Here is a 16,379-nt window from a genome sequence, read left to right on the forward strand (position 1 = left end):
TGATGTCAAATCAGGAAATTTCCCCTTTGTGCCACTAGAAGCTGGGGACAGTTTGCTAGCTGGGACAGATGATTGGGAACTGGTGCGGGTTCTAGTAATTGGTTCTCACAGAGGAGTCAATTCTACAATTCGCACGCTTTATGTCGTTCGGTTTGCTCAAATTGACGAGTGGAGTCCCTTGTTACCTGCACCCGCTTCTGGTGAGGTGATGAGTATTTTGACTCGGCGAATCAAGTTCTAGTGAATCATTAAGTACGATTGGGGGCGATCGCGTGCTGATGGAAGGATGCGATCGCCCAGTTGCGTTCTGGGGTAGCGAAGGCGTATGTGTTCCACGCTCGGTTGCTAAGATGATTGTAATTATCATCGAGAATCCAGCATCAAACTAATATGAAACTCCCAAATTATCGAATTGGCGACCCAATTTTACCAACCGAATCAGAAGCGGCTATGGCACTAGCGAGTAGCCACATTTTGGCATCTTACTTAGAAAATCGAGAAGGCAGTTGCACCATCAAACTGATGGAAGATGAAACTAACGGAAAAACAATAGAAATTCCGGCTCATGTCATGCAACTCTTGGTGGAGATTTTAGTACATACGGGGATGGAACACCCGGTCAAAATTAAACCGTATACAAAAGAACTCGCAGACTATCAAGCCGCCGACATTTTGGGTATCACCCGTCACCAGGTATGGGAATTAATGAACTCTGGCAAAATTCCCTATAAGATAGTCAGAAATGTCCATCGGATAAATTACCAAGATGTAATTGAGTATAAAAAGCAGGATGACGCGAGACGCGATCAAATTATGGATGAGCTGGTTGCTGAATCTCAAGCACTCGGTTTGTACGATTAAGTCATGGCAAATTTCACAGTCGTCTACGATGCTAATGTTTTATATTCAGCATCTTTGCGGGATTTTTTAGTTGAGCTGGCGCTGACAAAGCTGATTGAGGCGCGTTGGACGGAAGAAATCCACTCAGAATGGATCAGAAATGTGCTTAAAAACCGTCCTGACACTACGATTGAACGACTCAACAGAACTAAAAATATGATGAATTCAAGTGTTGAAAATAGTCTGGTGACTTAATAAAGCTAAGAGTTTGGGAATTCAAAACCCCCCGTATTTCAAGGGCAAGACTAGCGATGAAATTCGGATGTGGCTGACCCAGCATTCTTAGCTGAGAAATATTTACCCGCTGGGAAATAAATTTCCCAGCTAATAGCTAAAGTCCACTTAAGTGGACTGAAATTGCTCATCAGTCCTCTTGAGAGGACTTAAGCTATTAGCCAGGGATTTTAATCCCTGGCGGGTGATGCCGTTGATGCAAGATCTCAGCAGAACAATATTGGTTAGATGAAATGGTGCGTTACGCTATCGCTAACGCACCCTACTGATTAAATTGTTACGCCTTCCAATTCTTCATCTGTCAACTCATACAATTCGCGTAACTTCTGCAACTTTTCAGGATCGGCTTCCCAAAAACCTCGCCCGTGCGCTTCTAACATTCTGCCCACAATATTGCGAAAAGCTTCTGGATTTGCTTCGCGCAATTTCTTCGCCATTTCTGCATCTAAAGCATAAGTATCCGCCGCCTGATCGTAAACCCAATTATCGGTAAAATCAGCCGTACCACCCCACCCAATTAACGCCGTCATCCGTTGGGAAATTTCATACGCGCCGCCGCTACCTTGATTCGCCATTGCATCTGCCCATTTGGGATTTAATAACTTAGTGCGATATTCCATCCTCAGCAAATCTTCTAAATTGCGCGGCGTTGTATCTTTCGAGAAACTTTCCACAAAACTAGCATTAACCTTCTTACCTTGTTGTTTCTCCGCCGCCTTTTTCAAACCACCCGTATTGGCATAATATTCTTGAATATCGGTTAAACCATATTCAACCGAATCAATTTCTTGCACCACGCGACGAGTACTTTGCAATAGTTGGTTTAAAACTTCCTTGCGAGATTGACCTTTATCATTTCTGCCGTAACTGAAGGCATTGCGACTTTCCCAAGTACCCGCCAACTCTTCTCCAGAGTCCCAATTTCCATCAGTAACTCGCTCATTTACTAGCGAACCAAAATCGCCAGCGGGGTTCGAGAATAGACGCGCAGTGGGATTGGGGATATTTTGCGATCGCATCCCCAAAACATGTTTTCTGATAAAATTCATCTCCTCCGGTTCATCCGCATCCGCCGCCCGTTGAAACAGATCGTCCAACAACTCAATAATATTGACAAAACTATCGCGAAAAATCCCCGAAAGATTAGCCAAAACATCAATCCGAGGATGCCCAACATCCTCCAAAGATTTCAACTCATAACGCACAATCCGCCCCGTACCTTCCTTGACGGGTTCCGCCCCCACCAACTCCAACAAAATCCCCAAAGATTCACCCTTAGTTTTAATCGCATCCAACCCCCACAACATAACAGCAACCGTCTCCGGATACTCCCCATGTTCCTCCAAATGTTGATCGATAATCTTCCGCCCAATTTCCCTCCCCCGTTCATAAGCACCAGCAGAAGGCATCCTATAAGGATCTAAAGCATGAATATTCCGCCCCGTAGGCAAAACACCCGCACCATCTCTTAACAAATCACCCCCCGGTGCAGGCGGAATATACTCCCCATTCAACCCCCGCAACAAATTCCTCAACTCCTCCGTATTGCGCCCCAACAACTCTCCAATCTTTCTCCTCTCCTCTTCCTCTTCTCCGCGTCCTCTGCGTCTCTGCGGTTCATTCTCTTCCTCTCCAAAATAAGCATCAAAATACGATGCCAACTCCTCATCATTTGGTGGTTCACCCAAAGTATGCAACCCCGAAGAAAACAGACGAGTTTCCAACACTTGCAAATACTCGTACAACTTGACTAAATACTCATTAAATGCATGGGCACTAAACATCCGGACATTCTCCGGCGTAAAAGAAATGCCCAACTTTTTAGCATCCTCAAACGGACAATCAGCCTCCAATCCCGTATCCACAATCTTCTTACAAATCGCCTCCTTAAGCGCATAATTCTTTTGCGGATCTTCCCGATATTCCGAGATTAAATCTCGCAGCGCCACTAATTCCTTATACAACCCCGCCCTCCCGTAAGGCGGCACATTGTGAGAAATCAGCACCCCATATCCGCGACGCTTCGCCAGGATAGATTCAGATGGATTATTCGCGGCATAGATATACAAATTGGGAACATCTCCCAATAAGATATCAGGCCAAGAATAACCTGTATTTCCTAACGGAGATCCGGGCAACCATTCAACCGTACCGTGCATTCCAAAGTGAACTACAGCATCGGCTTGAAACTCATTTTGCAACCATTTATAAAAAGCTGCATATTGGGGATGGGGCGTCATATCCCGTTCAAACATTAGTCGCATCGGGTCGCCTGCAATTCCCAAAGGTGGTTGCACGCCAATCCAAATATTTCCTAACTCGATACCGCCGATGTAATATTCATCTCCGTATGTTTTGATACCGCTGCTGGTGAGAGATTTCCACTGCTTTTCGATGCGGGTTGTGAGTAGGTAACCCAGCCATTTATCCAGAGTTTTGGCATTGACAGTGTTGTACTGATTTCCATCAAGTATCGAGTCAATAACTGGTTCCTCTTTTTTGCTACGAATTGTAGGTTCATCTGCTTGTTTAACGCGGCGGATTAATTCTTCTCCATCTTCTGGTAATTCGCCGACTGTGTAACCTTGTTCTTTAAGTGCTTGGAGTAATTTAAGCAGACTGCGAGGTACATTTAATAATGCAGCCGTTCCAACTGCCCCATATCCAGGCGGGAAACCGTAGAGAAGAATGGCAACTTTTCGTTTTGAAGCAGGTTTTTGTCTTAATTTAATCCAATTTTTCAATCTGCCAGTTAAACGCTTGACTCGTTCGGGAATCAGATAAATATCTTCTCCAACTAACCCGCCTAATGGCACTGTATCAATTGCTCCATCTAATTCTGGCAATGCATATAATACGACACTTTGCAATCCTCCAATACCTTGGCGCGTCCAGGAATGGATATCTTGAATTAGCAAAGGTGCGGCAACGATATAAGGTATATTCTTGGCAGTTAAAATCCTTTTTGATACTTCTATCTGGCGTCCTGCCTCCATCGAACCAGCAGGGCCACCTACGAGGGGAAATCCGATGGTAGAAACTATAGCATCTACTTGGACTGCTTCGTTAGATAGAGAAGGTGTTTCAATATTACCAAGTTGACGTTGATTGGTTTCATATTGAGTTGTCATCCAATCGCGCACGGCGACATGCCCTTCAACTCCATTAATAAAAATAGGTAAGGGAATGAGTCCAGCTTCTTCAAAGTAGTTAATTAATTTAAGAATATAAGGCTGTTTGGTTACAACGTGTTTGCGATAAAGCAAAATTCCAACTACTGGCAGATGGCGGGTTTCCGGTTTCGCTTGGCGATACCATTCTAAATATTGCCGCGGCGATTCAAAATATCCTTGATAGTCTGGGTGTAACAAACCCATGTTGGGGGTTTCGACTGGGGGCGGGATTTCTCCTACTTTTAATTCCAGATATTTTTCGGCTATTGTCCAGAACATGGAGGCGACGTTATCTGTGCCGCCAGCATTCCAATAACCGTAAATAATCAGCCAGTTTCGCAAGTCTTGGACTTTTTGTACTGGGACGTATTTTAATAGTTTCGGCCCTACTTTCAGGAAGCTGATATAACCGGCGAGTTTGTCTTCTTCTTTGCCGTTGCTGAATTTATCTAAAATGAATTTAACGGGTTTGGGCATTCCTTTGGGTTTATCGCCTATTTTGAACGCACCAATTTGGGTTAAACTCATCAATTCTAAGGCGGACTCGAAGACGAGGCGGATGGGAATCTGCTGCACTCTTTCGCGCAACCACATTACTTGGTCGTAGTCAAAGATTAAACTGGCGAAGAAGACATCTGCGCCAACGAGTGCGTCGGCGACGACTTCTGGTGAGGTGTTGAGGGCGCGATCGCTAAACACCCGCACATCCAACTCCGGACAGCGGGAAGTCGCCAACTGTGCGGCTTTCCGGTACAAGTCAGCGTTGAAGGATTCAAACCCAGCGATCAGAACAATGCGTTTCATAACCCAACCCCTGAAATATTTCTTTACTTCGATCTTAAAAGGGTTGTCGGGTTTAGAGTTTGTTCAATGCAATCCCAACCTTTGAAGGATTGGGATTGCATTGAAATCCACTATCGGTCAATTGCGGTTAGAAGCTTCATGTTGCTGCCGCTGGCGTTTCGCAAAAGAACCAGCACCCACAGCACCCAACGCCAAGAATGCCAGTGCAGAAGAGGGTTCGGGAACAGATTTGGAAGTATTGGGTGTTAAGAGGAAGGCTCGCTGTTGACCATTGTAAAAGCCGCGACCCACAATCTGTCCCGCATTGTTGATGTCTACTACACTGTTTAGTGTCCAGCCAGGAGCGGAAACCAAGTCGTTGAGGTCGCTGATGCCACTGCTCTTTTCCCAGAAGAAGGGACGATTTTGCCCAGAAGTGATGTATGAGTAACCAATTACCTGGCCTAAGTTATTGATGTCAATGGGATTGATTCCGTTATCCCCTAGAGTACCCAAGTCAGTCATGCCGCTGCTCTTTTCCCACAAGAAGGCGTGATTTTGCCCATTAGCGATGTTGGATTGACCAACCACTTGACCTAAGTTGTTAATGGCATAAGCAGCGCTAAAGTTACCCCCCAGAGTACCCAGGTTAGTCATGCCGCCGCTCTTTTCCCACAAGAAGGCGCGATCGCCATCAGTGGTGGATGAGTAACCAACCACCTGACCATAGTCGTTGATGGCTGTGCCATAAGTATAGCTATAGCCATAATAACTCCCCAGTGTACCTAGGTTAATCATGTCGCTGCCCTTTTCCCACACGAAGGCGCGATTTTGCCCATAACCAGAAAAGTAGGTGTATGTGTTACCAAGCATCTGACCTAAATTGTTGATGGCTGTGGCAAAGGCATAGCCATAGATACTTCTCGGTGGACCCAGCTCAATCATGCCGCTGCTCTTGTCCCAGAAGAAGGGATTTTCCCCATAGTTGTTCGCTCTATTACCAACGACTTGACCTAAGTCGTTGATCGCTGTGGCATAAGTATAGCCAGACCAGTTGCCATAGCCATAGATACTTCTCGGTGGATCCAGGTTAATCATGCCGCTGCTTTTGTCCCACAAGAAGGCGCGATTTCCCCCACCAGCGGTGTTTGAGCTACCAACCACCTGACCATACTCGTTTATGGCATAGGCAGAACTAGAGTCACCCCCCAGCGTACCCAGGTCTGTGATAGAAAAACTGATAGCATCGGCTCTTTGGGCGCTGGTGATTCCCAAGAATGCAGCGGCAGTTAGTGCCATACCAACTTTGCAAGCATTGAGTATTTTCATAATTTCTCCTTTCCAAATTGATTGCTACAAAAAGAACAAAGCGCACAGTGAAAAGACTCGCTCTCGTGCCCACAGGTGCGAATGGGATTCGCCTCAGCGAGTAGGTGCTATTTCTGTTGCTGAAAACTCACATCTTTTTCTTGATTTTTCACAAATTCGGGAGAATCGCAAATCAACCGGGTTTCTCCGAAAAATCGTTGGTTTGGAACTAGAGATCTACGCAGAAACTTTGGTGATAGGAACGCCGGTTTCTCCGAAAAACTAGAGAGCGCAGCCAGAAACTTTGGTGATAGGTGAGGTGAATCGAAAACAGGCATCAGTTTGCCATGACTGTTTTCTAAATGCTGAAACAGGGCTTTTTAGAACTATTCTTTCAGCCTCATGCACTGGGAGCGATCAATTAATTCACTTGATTTAAATATTTTCATGGAAACATAACCTTCAATTCCAGCTAATTTATCAAGGTGTTTCAGTAAATCTACCATTTTGGTGCCAACTAGATTTGACTTTCACCATATCTTCACCGTGTTTTCACGGCATCTTCAAAAATCAAATAAGTATTTTTACGTGAATTGCAGGCGAGGTGTTTGGGATGTGCGAACGCGAGTGCGGAAGGCAGGCATATCGCCCCCCCCAGAAACCCGGTTTTTCTAACCATACCTTCGCCAAAGCCGACACCCTTAAGGGTGCGGCGTGACAAACTTTGGCTGCTTTGGCAGCCAAAGTTTGTTTCAGCCTGCTCTGGCAGGCTTTGTTTGTGTAGCCCCTGGTTTTAACCTGGGGGATCTTGGCGTTTCAGAACATTGGCTCAGGTATTATCTAAAAAACCGGGTTTCTTGAACCCCAGAAACCCGGTTTTTCTAAAAAACCGGGTTTCTTGAACTTGGATTGTAAAAAATCAAGAATTCCTCCAAAACAAGCAAACTAAATATGAACTTGGATGCGATTGTCATCGGTAGCGGCATCGGCGGTCTAACCGCCGCCGCCTGGGTCGCCCGTGACGGTAAGCAGGTATTGGTCGCAGAAAGTCACGCCATTGCGGGCGGCGCGGCTCACAGCTTCGCGCGGCGCGGCTTTACCTTTGATTCTGACCCCTCGTTCTACTGCGGCCTCAGCGACCCGCGTAGCCCATATCCGGTGTGACAGGTTCTCGATGGCTGAATCGAGCGATCTTGGCAGCTTGAATTCTGATTTTGAGAGAAGGCGATCGCTTTTTCACCAACTCAGGCGCGAACGCGAGTGCGGAAGGGAGGCATATCGCTCTCACACACGCACATCCAACTTGGCGCAACCAGGCAATCAACTCGAAACATTTCTTCATCTTTCACTGAATTAAAAGAATCGTCGGCTAAAACAGATTAGGAGATTTTCCGCCAACTCAACTCCTATGCCTGGGGTAGCCAAGCGATCAACCAAAACCCCTGTAGAAATCCCATCAAAGGACAAAAGCATCAAGTTACCAAAACTTTTATCACCTTCTTTAAGAGCATGGAAATGAATACAGCCGAACGTAAATCTGAATTACCGGGGACGACGAGTGGCGTTATTCGTCTCAAACCACAGCAATTTATTCACGTTTTAGATAACAACACGGGTGTCACCCGGCTAGAAGTTGGCCCGCAAACCATTACCTTGCGCGACCACGAACGACTGATTTTAAGACCCGAACCGATGATTATTGTGCCGCCTCGGCATTATTGTTTGGTGGCAAATCCAGTCCTAAGAGATGAAGAAAATCAACCCATTTCTGATGCCCACGGTCAGGTGAGATTGCGCTATGGGGATGAAGAAATTCGCTTTGCCCAAGACCCTTTTCCACTCTATCCCGGTGAGGAATTATTAGGAGAAGTAACGCGGCTGGAGGTTGTAGAAACTAATCAAGCTTTGCGTTTAAGAGCAATTCGCGATTTTACTGAAACCATCACCGCAACAGTTGATGGAGAAATTGAAACTCAAACAATTAATCGTTTGGCAGGAGATGAATGGTTATTTGAAGGGCCAAGAACTTATATTCCCCGCGTGGAAGTTGAAGTGGTAGAAACTGTCACGGCGCAGGTGATTAAACCTAACCAAGCTTTGCGACTTATAGCACGTCAAAGTTGCACCGATAGACAAGGAAATCGCCGTCGCGCGGGTGAAGAATGGCTGGTAAGAGAAGAAGGCGCTTATTTGCCTGGAGTTGATGAATCCGTAGTTGGTACGATCAAGGCTTACGTTTTAACAGAACGGAAAGCATTACATTTGATGGCAAAACGCACGTTTACCGATATTTTTAATCGCCAGCGCAAAGCGGGAGATGAATGGTTGGTAACGTTTGAAGATGCAGAAATTCACATTCCCGATGTCTATGAAGAAGTCGTGAGAGAAGTGGAAATTACCACTTTGGGCGATAGAGAATGGTGCATTGTTGTTAACCCGATTGATAATTTGGGCAAACCGCAACTGGGAATGCGAGAAGTTCGTCAAGGAAGAACTTCTTTTTTCTTGCATCCAGGTGAGTCGTTAGAAAATGGGATTCAAAAAGTTTACGTTTTAGGGGAACAAGAAGCACTTTTACTCAGAGCTAAAGAAGCCTTTACTGAAGGAGAAGCTGATAACTTAATTCAGCATCAGCCGGGAGATTTGTGGATGATTTCCGGGCCGAGGGATTACATTCCCCGCGTGGAATTGGAAGTGGTGGAAAAACGGAAAACGATTCCTTTAGATAAGAATGAAGGGATTTACGTGCGGGATATTCAAACCGGAGAATTAAGGCTGGTTAGCGGCCCGCAAGCGTATATGTTAAGCCCTTACGAAGAACTTTGGGAAAAAGTTTTAACGCCTGTTATTGAAGAATTGCTCAGCCAAAAAGGCGATCCAATTTCCGAGCGAGGTCAGCATCGTAGAGAAGGTGTTGAAAGCGTTCAGAGAGATAAAACGAGAGCGGTTGTTTTTCACGTGCCGCAAAATGCAGCGGTACAAATTCACGATTATAAAGAAAGAAGCGCGCGCACTGTTTTTGGGCCGGATTTAGTGATGTTGGGACCGGATGAATCTTTTACGGTGCTGAGTTTATCTGGTGGGAAACCTAAGCGACCGAATTTGATTAAGTCTCTGGCTTTATTATTAGGGCCGGATTTTATGACGGATGTATTTACTGTCGAAACATCCGATCATGCTAGGCTACAACTTCAATTATCTTATAACTGGTATTTTGATGTTGACAGACACGACGAACAAGCCGCAGCAAAATTGTTTCAAGTGCCGGATTTTGTAGGAGATGCTTGTAAAGCGATCGCATCTCGCGTGCGAGGTGCGGTAGCGGGAGAAAAATTCGACGAATTTCATCGCAATTCAGCTAGAATTATTCGCACGGCTGTGTTTGGAACCGATGAAGAAGGTCGGATTCGAGACGAATTCCGGTTTAGAACTAATAATTTGGTCATCACCAACATTGACATCCAATCAGTCGAACCTGTGGATGAAAGAACGTTAGAAAGCTTGCAAAAATCGGTACAAATCGCGATTCAAATTACCACCGATGCCCAAGAAGCAGCCGCCAAACAAGATGCAGAACGCATCGAACAAGCTGCTAAAGCCAGACTGGAACGGCAAGTGATTATTGACCGAGGTGCAGCGGAAGGCGAACGCAAAAAACTGCTGGAATTACAGGCAGAAAATGCGGCAATTGAAGCAACAGGAAAAGCCACGGCAGAAGCCAGAGCGAAGGCAGAAGCATCTCGGATTCAAGGGGAATTAGCGGTTAATTTAGCCCAGCAAGAAGCGGAAGCGGCAAGAATTCGCGCCGAAGCAGAATTGGCTCAATTAAGAGCGCGTCAGGAAGCCGAATTAGCTCACCAACAAGCGCTGATTAATCTGGAGATTGAAAAAGCCCAGCGAATGGCAGAAATCACCAGCGAAGAATTTAGCCAAAAAGTAGCAGCAATTGGCCCAGAAACCCTGAAAGCGATCGCGCAAGCTGGCCCAGAAATGCAGGCGAGACTTTTGCAAGCATTGGGTATACAAAGCGTTTTGATTACTGATGGCAGAAATCCGATCAATCTATTTAGTACAGCTCAAGGTTTGATTAATCCAGTTCAATCTCAGTTACCTTCAGAATCCCAGCAATCTTAGCTGGTGAATCTGCGTTATACCGTTTTCCCCTCAATCTGTAACAGATCCCCCTAAATCCCCCTTAAAAAGGGGGACTTTAACTTCTCCGGTTCCCCCCTTGGCAAGGGGGGTTAGGGGGGATCGGATCTGTAACATCAAGACGGGAAAATGATATTACAGGACTTAGACATTGATACTAAATATGGTGGAATGGTGCGTTAGCGATAGCATAACGCACCCTACATATAGAAGTTTTGCGTAACTCGCAACAGCTATTTTTAAAACCGATAAGCTAGAAATGGAATCAACATCTCAGCGCGGCTTAAACCTCCATGAACTCCAATCTTGACAGAGCGGTTTTCTACAGGAGTTGGCTGTCCTAACTGCTGCAAGCAAGACCAACCGTTGCGGGGGATTAAGATTAAATCGCCGATGCGATCGCCATACTCCCAACTAGGCGGGTTATCCGGAATTCCAAACAAACCGAGTTCAATCGCCTCCGCTTTGGAAATCGCCAAAAATTGCTCATCCAAATGTTGACGAATATAATTTTTGGCAGCTGCTTCGGCACCCGGTTTCAGATGCAAAAATCGAGCTTGCGACTCGCCTGTCCCTGGAACAAACAACAGTTTTGTTAATTCGGGATGTTGGTCGATCCAAAGAATTTTATCTGGGTGGGTGCAACGCTGACCGTGGTCAGCAACTAACAGCAAAACAATATCAGAACGACCCGCCAACGGCGCGAAAAGTTCGCGTTTGAGGGAAAAATCGAGCGCTGCTGCTTCGGCGCGATAGGAGGAACTTAAAGGACCGTAGCGATGGGCAGAATTGTCTAAATTAGGGATGTAGAGATAGGTGAAACTCTTACTGTTATTGCGGTTGATTAAGCGATCGCGCAACTGAGCAAAGCCATCCGCTGGCGTCAGATAACTGACATAACCGCTTTGTGCTGCCTGACTCCCCGCACCCGTAAAACGACTAATTCCCGAATTTTTAAACTGATGAAAATTCACAATTTCTACCGTGACTCCTGCCTGTTCCAAACGTTGATATATATTAGGAACTGGCAGCAAAGTATCCGGATTTAGTTGAGTGTCTAAATAAGGCGTGGCAGTGGGAGAAAGACTGGGTCTAAAGCCGATAAAATTCACCATGCTGCCGACTTCCCGCAGATACATATTAGTTGCCAAAATGCCGTGCTGAGCGGGTGCGTAGGCCGTGGCTGCCGAGGCGAGAGCCGTTACTGTCGTGCTGGGAAAAACCGACGTAATCGGCATAAAAAAAGCCTGCGGACTGGCACAGGCATCTGTCAATCCCGGTGCATCTCCTTCTTTCATTAAGATTCGCAATTGGTCGTAACCAAAGGCATCGATTAACAACAAGACTACATGGTTAATCGGTGCTTGCTTTTGCCAATTTTCCCAAGCATCTGCGATGACTTTATCTGCCAATAAATCTGGATTTAATGGCAGTAAAGCAGGTTGTGCTATCAAACAAGGCGCTTCCGGACATAGCCAGTGAGTCGCTAAGGCAGGGACATTTGCCAATCCCAATCCATCGTAGCTGGGTCGCACTGTGTCAGGCTCAAAGGTATCTGGTAGTTTTTGCCGAATTAAAAGAGTTTGTTCTGCGATCGCAACCATTTTATCCCGTCCCATTTCTGGAACTCTCCTTACCTATTTTGGTGGAAATTAATAGTAACGCTTTAGCTTTAGATCGCCTACACTCCTATCCCATTTGCGCTTAAAATACTCAGGACTTAGGCAAACTCAAATCTTGCACCACGGGAGGCAGCAGCCCACCGGATCTCGTTCCCAGGTTCAACCTGGGAACGAGAATACAGAGGCTCTGCCTCAATGTGCAAGATCTCAGCAAAGAAACCCGGTTTCTGGTAACGCCCTTGCGTCAGTCCTGATACTCTGGCGATCGCTTTTTCCCCCATGCACAATTGCCAAGTTATTGTCATCGGTAGCGGCATCGGCGGTCTAACCGCCGCGGCTCGAATCGCCCGTTACGGTAAGCAGGTATTGGTATGCGAAAGTCACGCCATTGCGGGCGTTGCGGCTCACAGCTTCGCGCGGCGCGGCTTTACCTTTGATTCTGACCCCTCGTTCTACTGCGGCCTCAGCGACCCGCGCAGCCCATATCCGGTGCGACAGGTTCTCGATGTTCTGGGAGAATCTTTGCCAACGGTTACTGATGATATCGTGTCCGGTTGAATACCCATAGTTAGAACTGACGCGGTGACAAGGGAGAGCGGTGACGCGGTGAGTTTTAATTCAGGGTGAAAAGCCTGACATGACATCATAAATGATGCTGTTGGTAAATCGATCCCTGGTGTCGCCGACACCCGCCCGCAACTCAAGTTCCCAGGCAAGTAGCAGAAGTCCACGCCAGCGTGGACTGATAGAGAAGATTAGTCCGTTTTAACGGACTTACGCTATTAGCCTGGGGTTTAAACCCCAGGCGGGTGTGGACAGCACCACCAATCCCAGTTTGCCAACAGCATCATATATTCCCTGGCGGGTTGTGTGGCTTACGGACAGTTGACCAGATGTGCGTAACGACAAGGCTTTGAAAGGTTGGAATTGTCAAAAACTTACACTATCGGTCAATTGCGGCTAGAAGCCTCCTGTTGCTGCCGCTGGCGCTTCGCCGCACCAGCACCCACAGCACCCAACGCCAAGAATGCCAGTGCAGAAGAGGGTTCGGGAACAGATTTGGAAGTATTGGGCGTTAAGAGGAAGGCACGGGTTTGACCATTGTAAACGCCACGGCCCACAATCTGCCCCGCATTGTTGATGTCTGATGCCTCGTATAGTATCCAGTCAGGAGCGGAAACTAAATTGTTGAGGTCACTGATGCCGCTGGTCTTGTCCCAGAAGAAGGCGCGACCTTGCCCATCAGCGGTGTTTGAATCACCAATCACCTGACCATAGTCGTTGATGGCTCTGACATAGCTAGAGTTACCCCCCAGTGTACCCAGGTCAATCATGCCGCTGCTCTTTTCCCACAAGAAGGGGCGACTTTGCCCATCAGCGGTGGTTGAAGTACCAATCACCTGACCATAGTTGTTGATGGCAATGGCACCGCTAGAGTTACCCCCCAGCGTACCCAGGTTAACCATGCCGCTGCTCTTTTCCCACAAGAAGGCGCGACTTTGCTCATCAGCGGTGGCTGAGCCACCAATCACCTGACCATAGTTGTTGATGGCATTGGCATAGCTATTGTTACCCCCCAGAGTACCCAGGTCACTCATGCCGCTGCTCCCCTCCCAGAAGAAGCCGCGACCCTGCCCATCAGCGGTGCTTGAGCTACCAATCACCTGACCATAGTCGTTGATGGCTATGGCACGGCTAAAGCTACCCCCCAGAGTACCCAGGTCACTCATGCCGCTGCTCCCCTCCCAGAAGAAGCCGCGACCCTGCCCATCAGCGGTGCTTGAGCCACCAATCACCTGACCATAGTTGTTGATGGCTATGGGAAAGCTATAGCCACCCCCCAGAGTACCCAGGTTAATCATGCCACTGCTCTTTTCCCACAAGAAGGCGCGACTTTGCCCATCAGCGGTGCTTGAGCCACCAATCACCTGACCATAGTTGTTGATGGCATTGGCACCGCTAGAGTTACCCCCCAGCGTACCCAGGTTAATCATGCCACTGCTCTTTTCCCACAAGAAGGCGCGATTTCCCCCTTCAGCGGTGTTTGAGGAACCAACCACCTGACCATACTCGTTGATGTCTGCGGCATAGGTAGAGTAACCCCCCAGCGTACCCAGGTCAGTGAGAGAAAAACTGATAGCATCCGCTCTTTGGGCGGTTATCATTCCCAAGAACGCAGCGGCAGTTAGTGCCATGCCGACTTTGCAAGCATTGAGTATTTTCATAATTTCTCCTTTCCAAATTGATTGCTACAAAAAGAACAAAGCGCACAGTGAAAAGACTCGCTCTCGTGCGCACAGGTACTCATCGGATTCGCCTCAGCGAGTAGGTGCTATTTCTGTTGCCGAAAACTCACATCTTTTGCTTGATTTTTCACAAATTCGCGACAATCGCCAACAAACCGGGTTTATCCGAAAACTATCGGTCAATTGCAGCTAGAAGCATCCTGTTGTAGCCGCTGGCGTTTCGCCAAAGAACCAGCACCAACACCACCCAACGCCAAGAATGCCAGTGCAGAAGAGGGTTCGGGAACAGATTTGGAAATATTGGGCGTTAAGAGGAAGGCTCGCCCTTGACCATTGTAAGAGCCATAACCCACAATCTGCCCCGCATTGTTGATGCCTACTACACCGTTTACTGTCCAGCCAAGATCGGAAATCAAGTCGTTGAGGTCACTCATGCCGCTGGTCTTGTCCCAGAAGAAGGGGCGAGATTGCCAATCAGCGGTGTAGTAACCAATCACCTGACCTAAGTTGTTGATGGCAGTGGCATCGCTATCGTTACCCCCCAGAGTACCCAGGTCACTCATGCCGCTGCTCTTTTCCCACAAGAAGGCGCGAGGAAGCCCATCAGCGGTTTTTGAAGAACCAATCACCTGACCTAAGTTGTTGATGGCAGCGGCATAGCTAGAGTCACCCCCCAGAGTACCCAGGTCACTCATGCCGCTGCTCTTTTCCCACAAGAAGGCGCGACTTTGCTCATCAGCGGTGGTTGAGGAACCAACCACCTGACCATAGTCGTTGATGGCTCTGGCAAAGCTATAGTCACTCCCCAGAGTACCCAGGTCACTCATGCCGCTGCTCTTTTCCCAGAAGAAGGCGCGAATTTTCCCATTAGCGTTGGTTGATTGACCAATCACCTGACCATAGTCGTTGATGGCATTGGCAGAACTATAGTCACCCCCCAGCGTACCCAGGTCACTCATGCCGCTGCTCTTTTCCCACAAGAAGGCGCGACCTTGCCGATTAGCGGTGCTTGATTGACCAACCACCTGACCATAGTTGTTGATGGCTCTGGCACCGCTAGAGTTACCCCCCAGCGTACCCAGGTTAACCATGCCGCTGTTGTTGTCCCAGAAGAAGGCGCGAGATTGCCAATTAGCGTTGCGTGAGTAACCAACCACCTGACCATAGTCGTTGATGGCATTGGCATAGCTCTGGTTATAGTCACCCCCCAGCGTACCCAGGTCGGTGAGAGAAAAACTGATAGCATCGGCAGATTGGGCGGTGGTCATTCCCAAGAACGCAGCGGCAGTTAGCGCCATACCGACTTTGCAAGCATTGAGTATTTTCATAATTTCTCCTTTCCAAATTGATTGCTACAAAAAGAACAAAGCGCACAGTGAAAAGACTCGCTCTCGTGCCCACAGGTACTCATCGGATTCGCCGAGAGCGAGTAGGTGCTATTTCTGTTGCCGAAAACTCACATCTTTTGCTTGATTTTTCACAAACTCGGGACAATCGCAAACACCAAAGTTTCTCCGAAAAATCGTTGGTTTGCAACTAGAGATATGCCTCCCTTCCGCAGTCGCGTTCGCAGCCATAAACCCGGTTTATAGGTGATGTGAATCGAAAACAGGCATCACTTTGTCATGACTGTTTTCTAAATGCTGAAAGAGGGCTTTTTAGAACTATTCTTTCAGCTTCATGCACTGGGAGCGCTCAATATAGTCACTTGAGTTAAGTATTTTCATGGAAACAGAACCTTCAATTCCAGCTAATTTATCAATGTGTTTCAGTAAATCTACCATTTTGGTGCCAACTAGATTTGACTTTCACCATATCTTCACCGTGTTTTCACGGGAGCTTCAAAAATAAAACAAGTATTTTTACGGAAACTGCCTGCCTGGAGCGCCCAAGCGCAACTACGTGCCTGTTAGCGCCATACCGACTTTGCAAGCATTGAGTATTTTCATAATTTCTCCTTA

Annotated in this window: 10 protein-coding genes and 3 pseudogenes; 6 read left to right on the plus strand and 7 right to left on the minus strand. The window is 47.2% G+C overall.

All coding sequences use genetic code 11. The features are described 5' to 3' along the window. The 3 genes and pseudogenes from ACE1CM_RS29725 to ACE1CM_RS29735 all read left to right on the plus strand — a co-directional run. Positions 1-241 (plus strand): annotated as a pseudogene (locus ACE1CM_RS29725) (hypothetical protein); the annotation flags it as partial. A gap of 149 nt (positions 242-390) precedes the next feature. Continuing rightward, positions 391-861, plus strand: coding sequence for a helix-turn-helix domain-containing protein (locus ACE1CM_RS29730; RefSeq protein WP_374882458.1), 471 nt, complete (start codon positions 391-393; stop codon positions 859-861). Between the two features lie 3 nt (positions 862-864). Continuing rightward, positions 865-1,095 carry a hypothetical protein gene (locus ACE1CM_RS29735; RefSeq protein ID WP_374882459.1) on the plus strand — a complete coding sequence of 77 codons (231 nt, stop codon included), beginning with the start codon at positions 865-867 and terminating at the stop codon, positions 1,093-1,095. A 308-nt stretch (positions 1,096-1,403) separates the two neighbouring features. On the opposite strand, the gene bchH is transcribed toward ACE1CM_RS29735, so the two are convergent. Together bchH and ACE1CM_RS29745 are read right to left on the minus strand one after the other, a co-directional pair. After that, positions 1,404-5,111 carry a magnesium chelatase subunit H gene (bchH, locus tag ACE1CM_RS29740; protein ID WP_374882460.1) on the minus strand — a complete coding sequence of 1,236 codons (3,708 nt, stop codon included), beginning with the start codon at positions 5,109-5,111 and terminating at the stop codon, positions 1,404-1,406. Positions 5,112-5,228: 117 nt separating this feature from the next. Then, positions 5,229-6,419 carry a PEP-CTERM sorting domain-containing protein gene (locus ACE1CM_RS29745; RefSeq protein ID WP_374882461.1) on the minus strand — a complete coding sequence of 397 codons (1,191 nt, stop codon included), beginning with the start codon at positions 6,417-6,419 and terminating at the stop codon, positions 5,229-5,231. A gap of 930 nt (positions 6,420-7,349) precedes the next feature. Here ACE1CM_RS29745 and ACE1CM_RS29750 point away from each other — a divergent pair. Then, positions 7,350-7,559, plus strand: a pseudogene (locus tag ACE1CM_RS29750) (NAD(P)-binding protein); the annotation flags it as partial. On the opposite strand, the gene ACE1CM_RS29755 reads toward ACE1CM_RS29750, so the two are convergent. Then, positions 7,531-7,740, minus strand: coding sequence for a hypothetical protein (locus ACE1CM_RS29755; RefSeq protein ID WP_374882501.1), 210 nt, complete (start codon positions 7,738-7,740; stop codon positions 7,531-7,533). The pseudogene ACE1CM_RS29750 and the gene ACE1CM_RS29755 overlap by 29 nt on opposite strands. Before the next feature lie 167 nt (positions 7,741-7,907). On the opposite strand from ACE1CM_RS29755, the gene ACE1CM_RS29760 reads away from it, so the two are divergent. Then, positions 7,908-10,532, plus strand: a complete 2,625-nt coding sequence (locus ACE1CM_RS29760; RefSeq protein WP_374882462.1) for a colicin uptake protein — start codon at positions 7,908-7,910, stop codon at positions 10,530-10,532. A 257-nt stretch (positions 10,533-10,789) separates the two neighbouring features. Here ACE1CM_RS29760 and ACE1CM_RS29765 read toward each other — a convergent pair whose 3' ends face one another. Next, complete coding sequence (locus tag ACE1CM_RS29765) at positions 10,790-12,169, minus strand: alkaline phosphatase family protein (protein ID WP_374882463.1); 1,380 nt, start codon at positions 12,167-12,169, stop codon at positions 10,790-10,792. 101 nt (positions 12,170-12,270) lie between these two features. Then, on the minus strand, positions 12,271-12,477 hold the full coding sequence (locus ACE1CM_RS29770; protein ID WP_374882464.1) for a hypothetical protein: 207 nt from the start codon (positions 12,475-12,477) through the stop codon (positions 12,271-12,273). Between ACE1CM_RS29770 and ACE1CM_RS29775 the strand changes: the two are divergent. Then, a pseudogene (locus tag ACE1CM_RS29775) lies at positions 12,452-12,715 on the plus strand (FAD-dependent oxidoreductase); the annotation flags it as partial. The gene ACE1CM_RS29770 and the pseudogene ACE1CM_RS29775 sit on opposite strands and share 26 nt — an antisense overlap. A 407-nt stretch (positions 12,716-13,122) precedes the next feature. On the opposite strand, the gene ACE1CM_RS29780 reads toward ACE1CM_RS29775, so the two are convergent. Beyond that, a complete protein-coding gene (locus ACE1CM_RS29780; protein WP_374882465.1) occupies positions 13,123-14,397 on the minus strand; it encodes a PEP-CTERM sorting domain-containing protein in 1,275 nt (424 codons plus the stop codon). Between the two features lie 200 nt (positions 14,398-14,597). Continuing rightward, positions 14,598-15,746: a DUF3466 family protein gene (locus ACE1CM_RS29785; protein ID WP_374882466.1), complete on the minus strand. Its 1,149-nt coding sequence runs from the start codon at positions 15,744-15,746 to the stop codon at positions 14,598-14,600. Positions 15,747-16,379: the final 633 nt, after the last annotated feature.

The organism is Microseira sp. BLCC-F43 (assembly GCF_041929235.1).
Taxonomy (GTDB): domain Bacteria; phylum Cyanobacteriota; class Cyanobacteriia; order Cyanobacteriales; family Aerosakkonemataceae; genus Microseira.

Excerpts from the sequence above, each read along its gene's own strand:
- ACE1CM_RS29785 (WP_374882466.1), bottom strand. The coding sequence starts at position 15,746 with ATGAAAATACTCAATGCTTGCAAAGTCGGTATGGCGCTAACTGCCGCT.
- ACE1CM_RS29735 (WP_374882459.1), top strand. The coding sequence starts at position 865 with ATGGCAAATTTCACAGTCGTCTACGATGCTAATGTTTTATATTCAGCA.
- ACE1CM_RS29760 (WP_374882462.1), top strand. The coding sequence starts at position 7,908 with ATGGAAATGAATACAGCCGAACGTAAATCTGAATTACCGGGGACGACG.
- ACE1CM_RS29730 (WP_374882458.1), top strand. The coding sequence starts at position 391 with ATGAAACTCCCAAATTATCGAATTGGCGACCCAATTTTACCAACCGAA.
- ACE1CM_RS29780 (WP_374882465.1), bottom strand. The coding sequence starts at position 14,397 with ATGAAAATACTCAATGCTTGCAAAGTCGGCATGGCACTAACTGCCGCT.
- ACE1CM_RS29745 (WP_374882461.1), bottom strand. The coding sequence starts at position 6,419 with ATGAAAATACTCAATGCTTGCAAAGTTGGTATGGCACTAACTGCCGCT.
- bchH (WP_374882460.1), bottom strand. The coding sequence starts at position 5,111 with ATGAAACGCATTGTTCTGATCGCTGGGTTTGAATCCTTCAACGCTGAC.
- ACE1CM_RS29770 (WP_374882464.1), bottom strand. The coding sequence starts at position 12,477 with ATGACAATAACTTGGCAATTGTGCATGGGGGAAAAAGCGATCGCCAGA.
- ACE1CM_RS29765 (WP_374882463.1), bottom strand. The coding sequence starts at position 12,169 with ATGGGACGGGATAAAATGGTTGCGATCGCAGAACAAACTCTTTTAATT.
- ACE1CM_RS29755 (WP_374882501.1), bottom strand. The coding sequence starts at position 7,740 with ATGAAGAAATGTTTCGAGTTGATTGCCTGGTTGCGCCAAGTTGGATGT.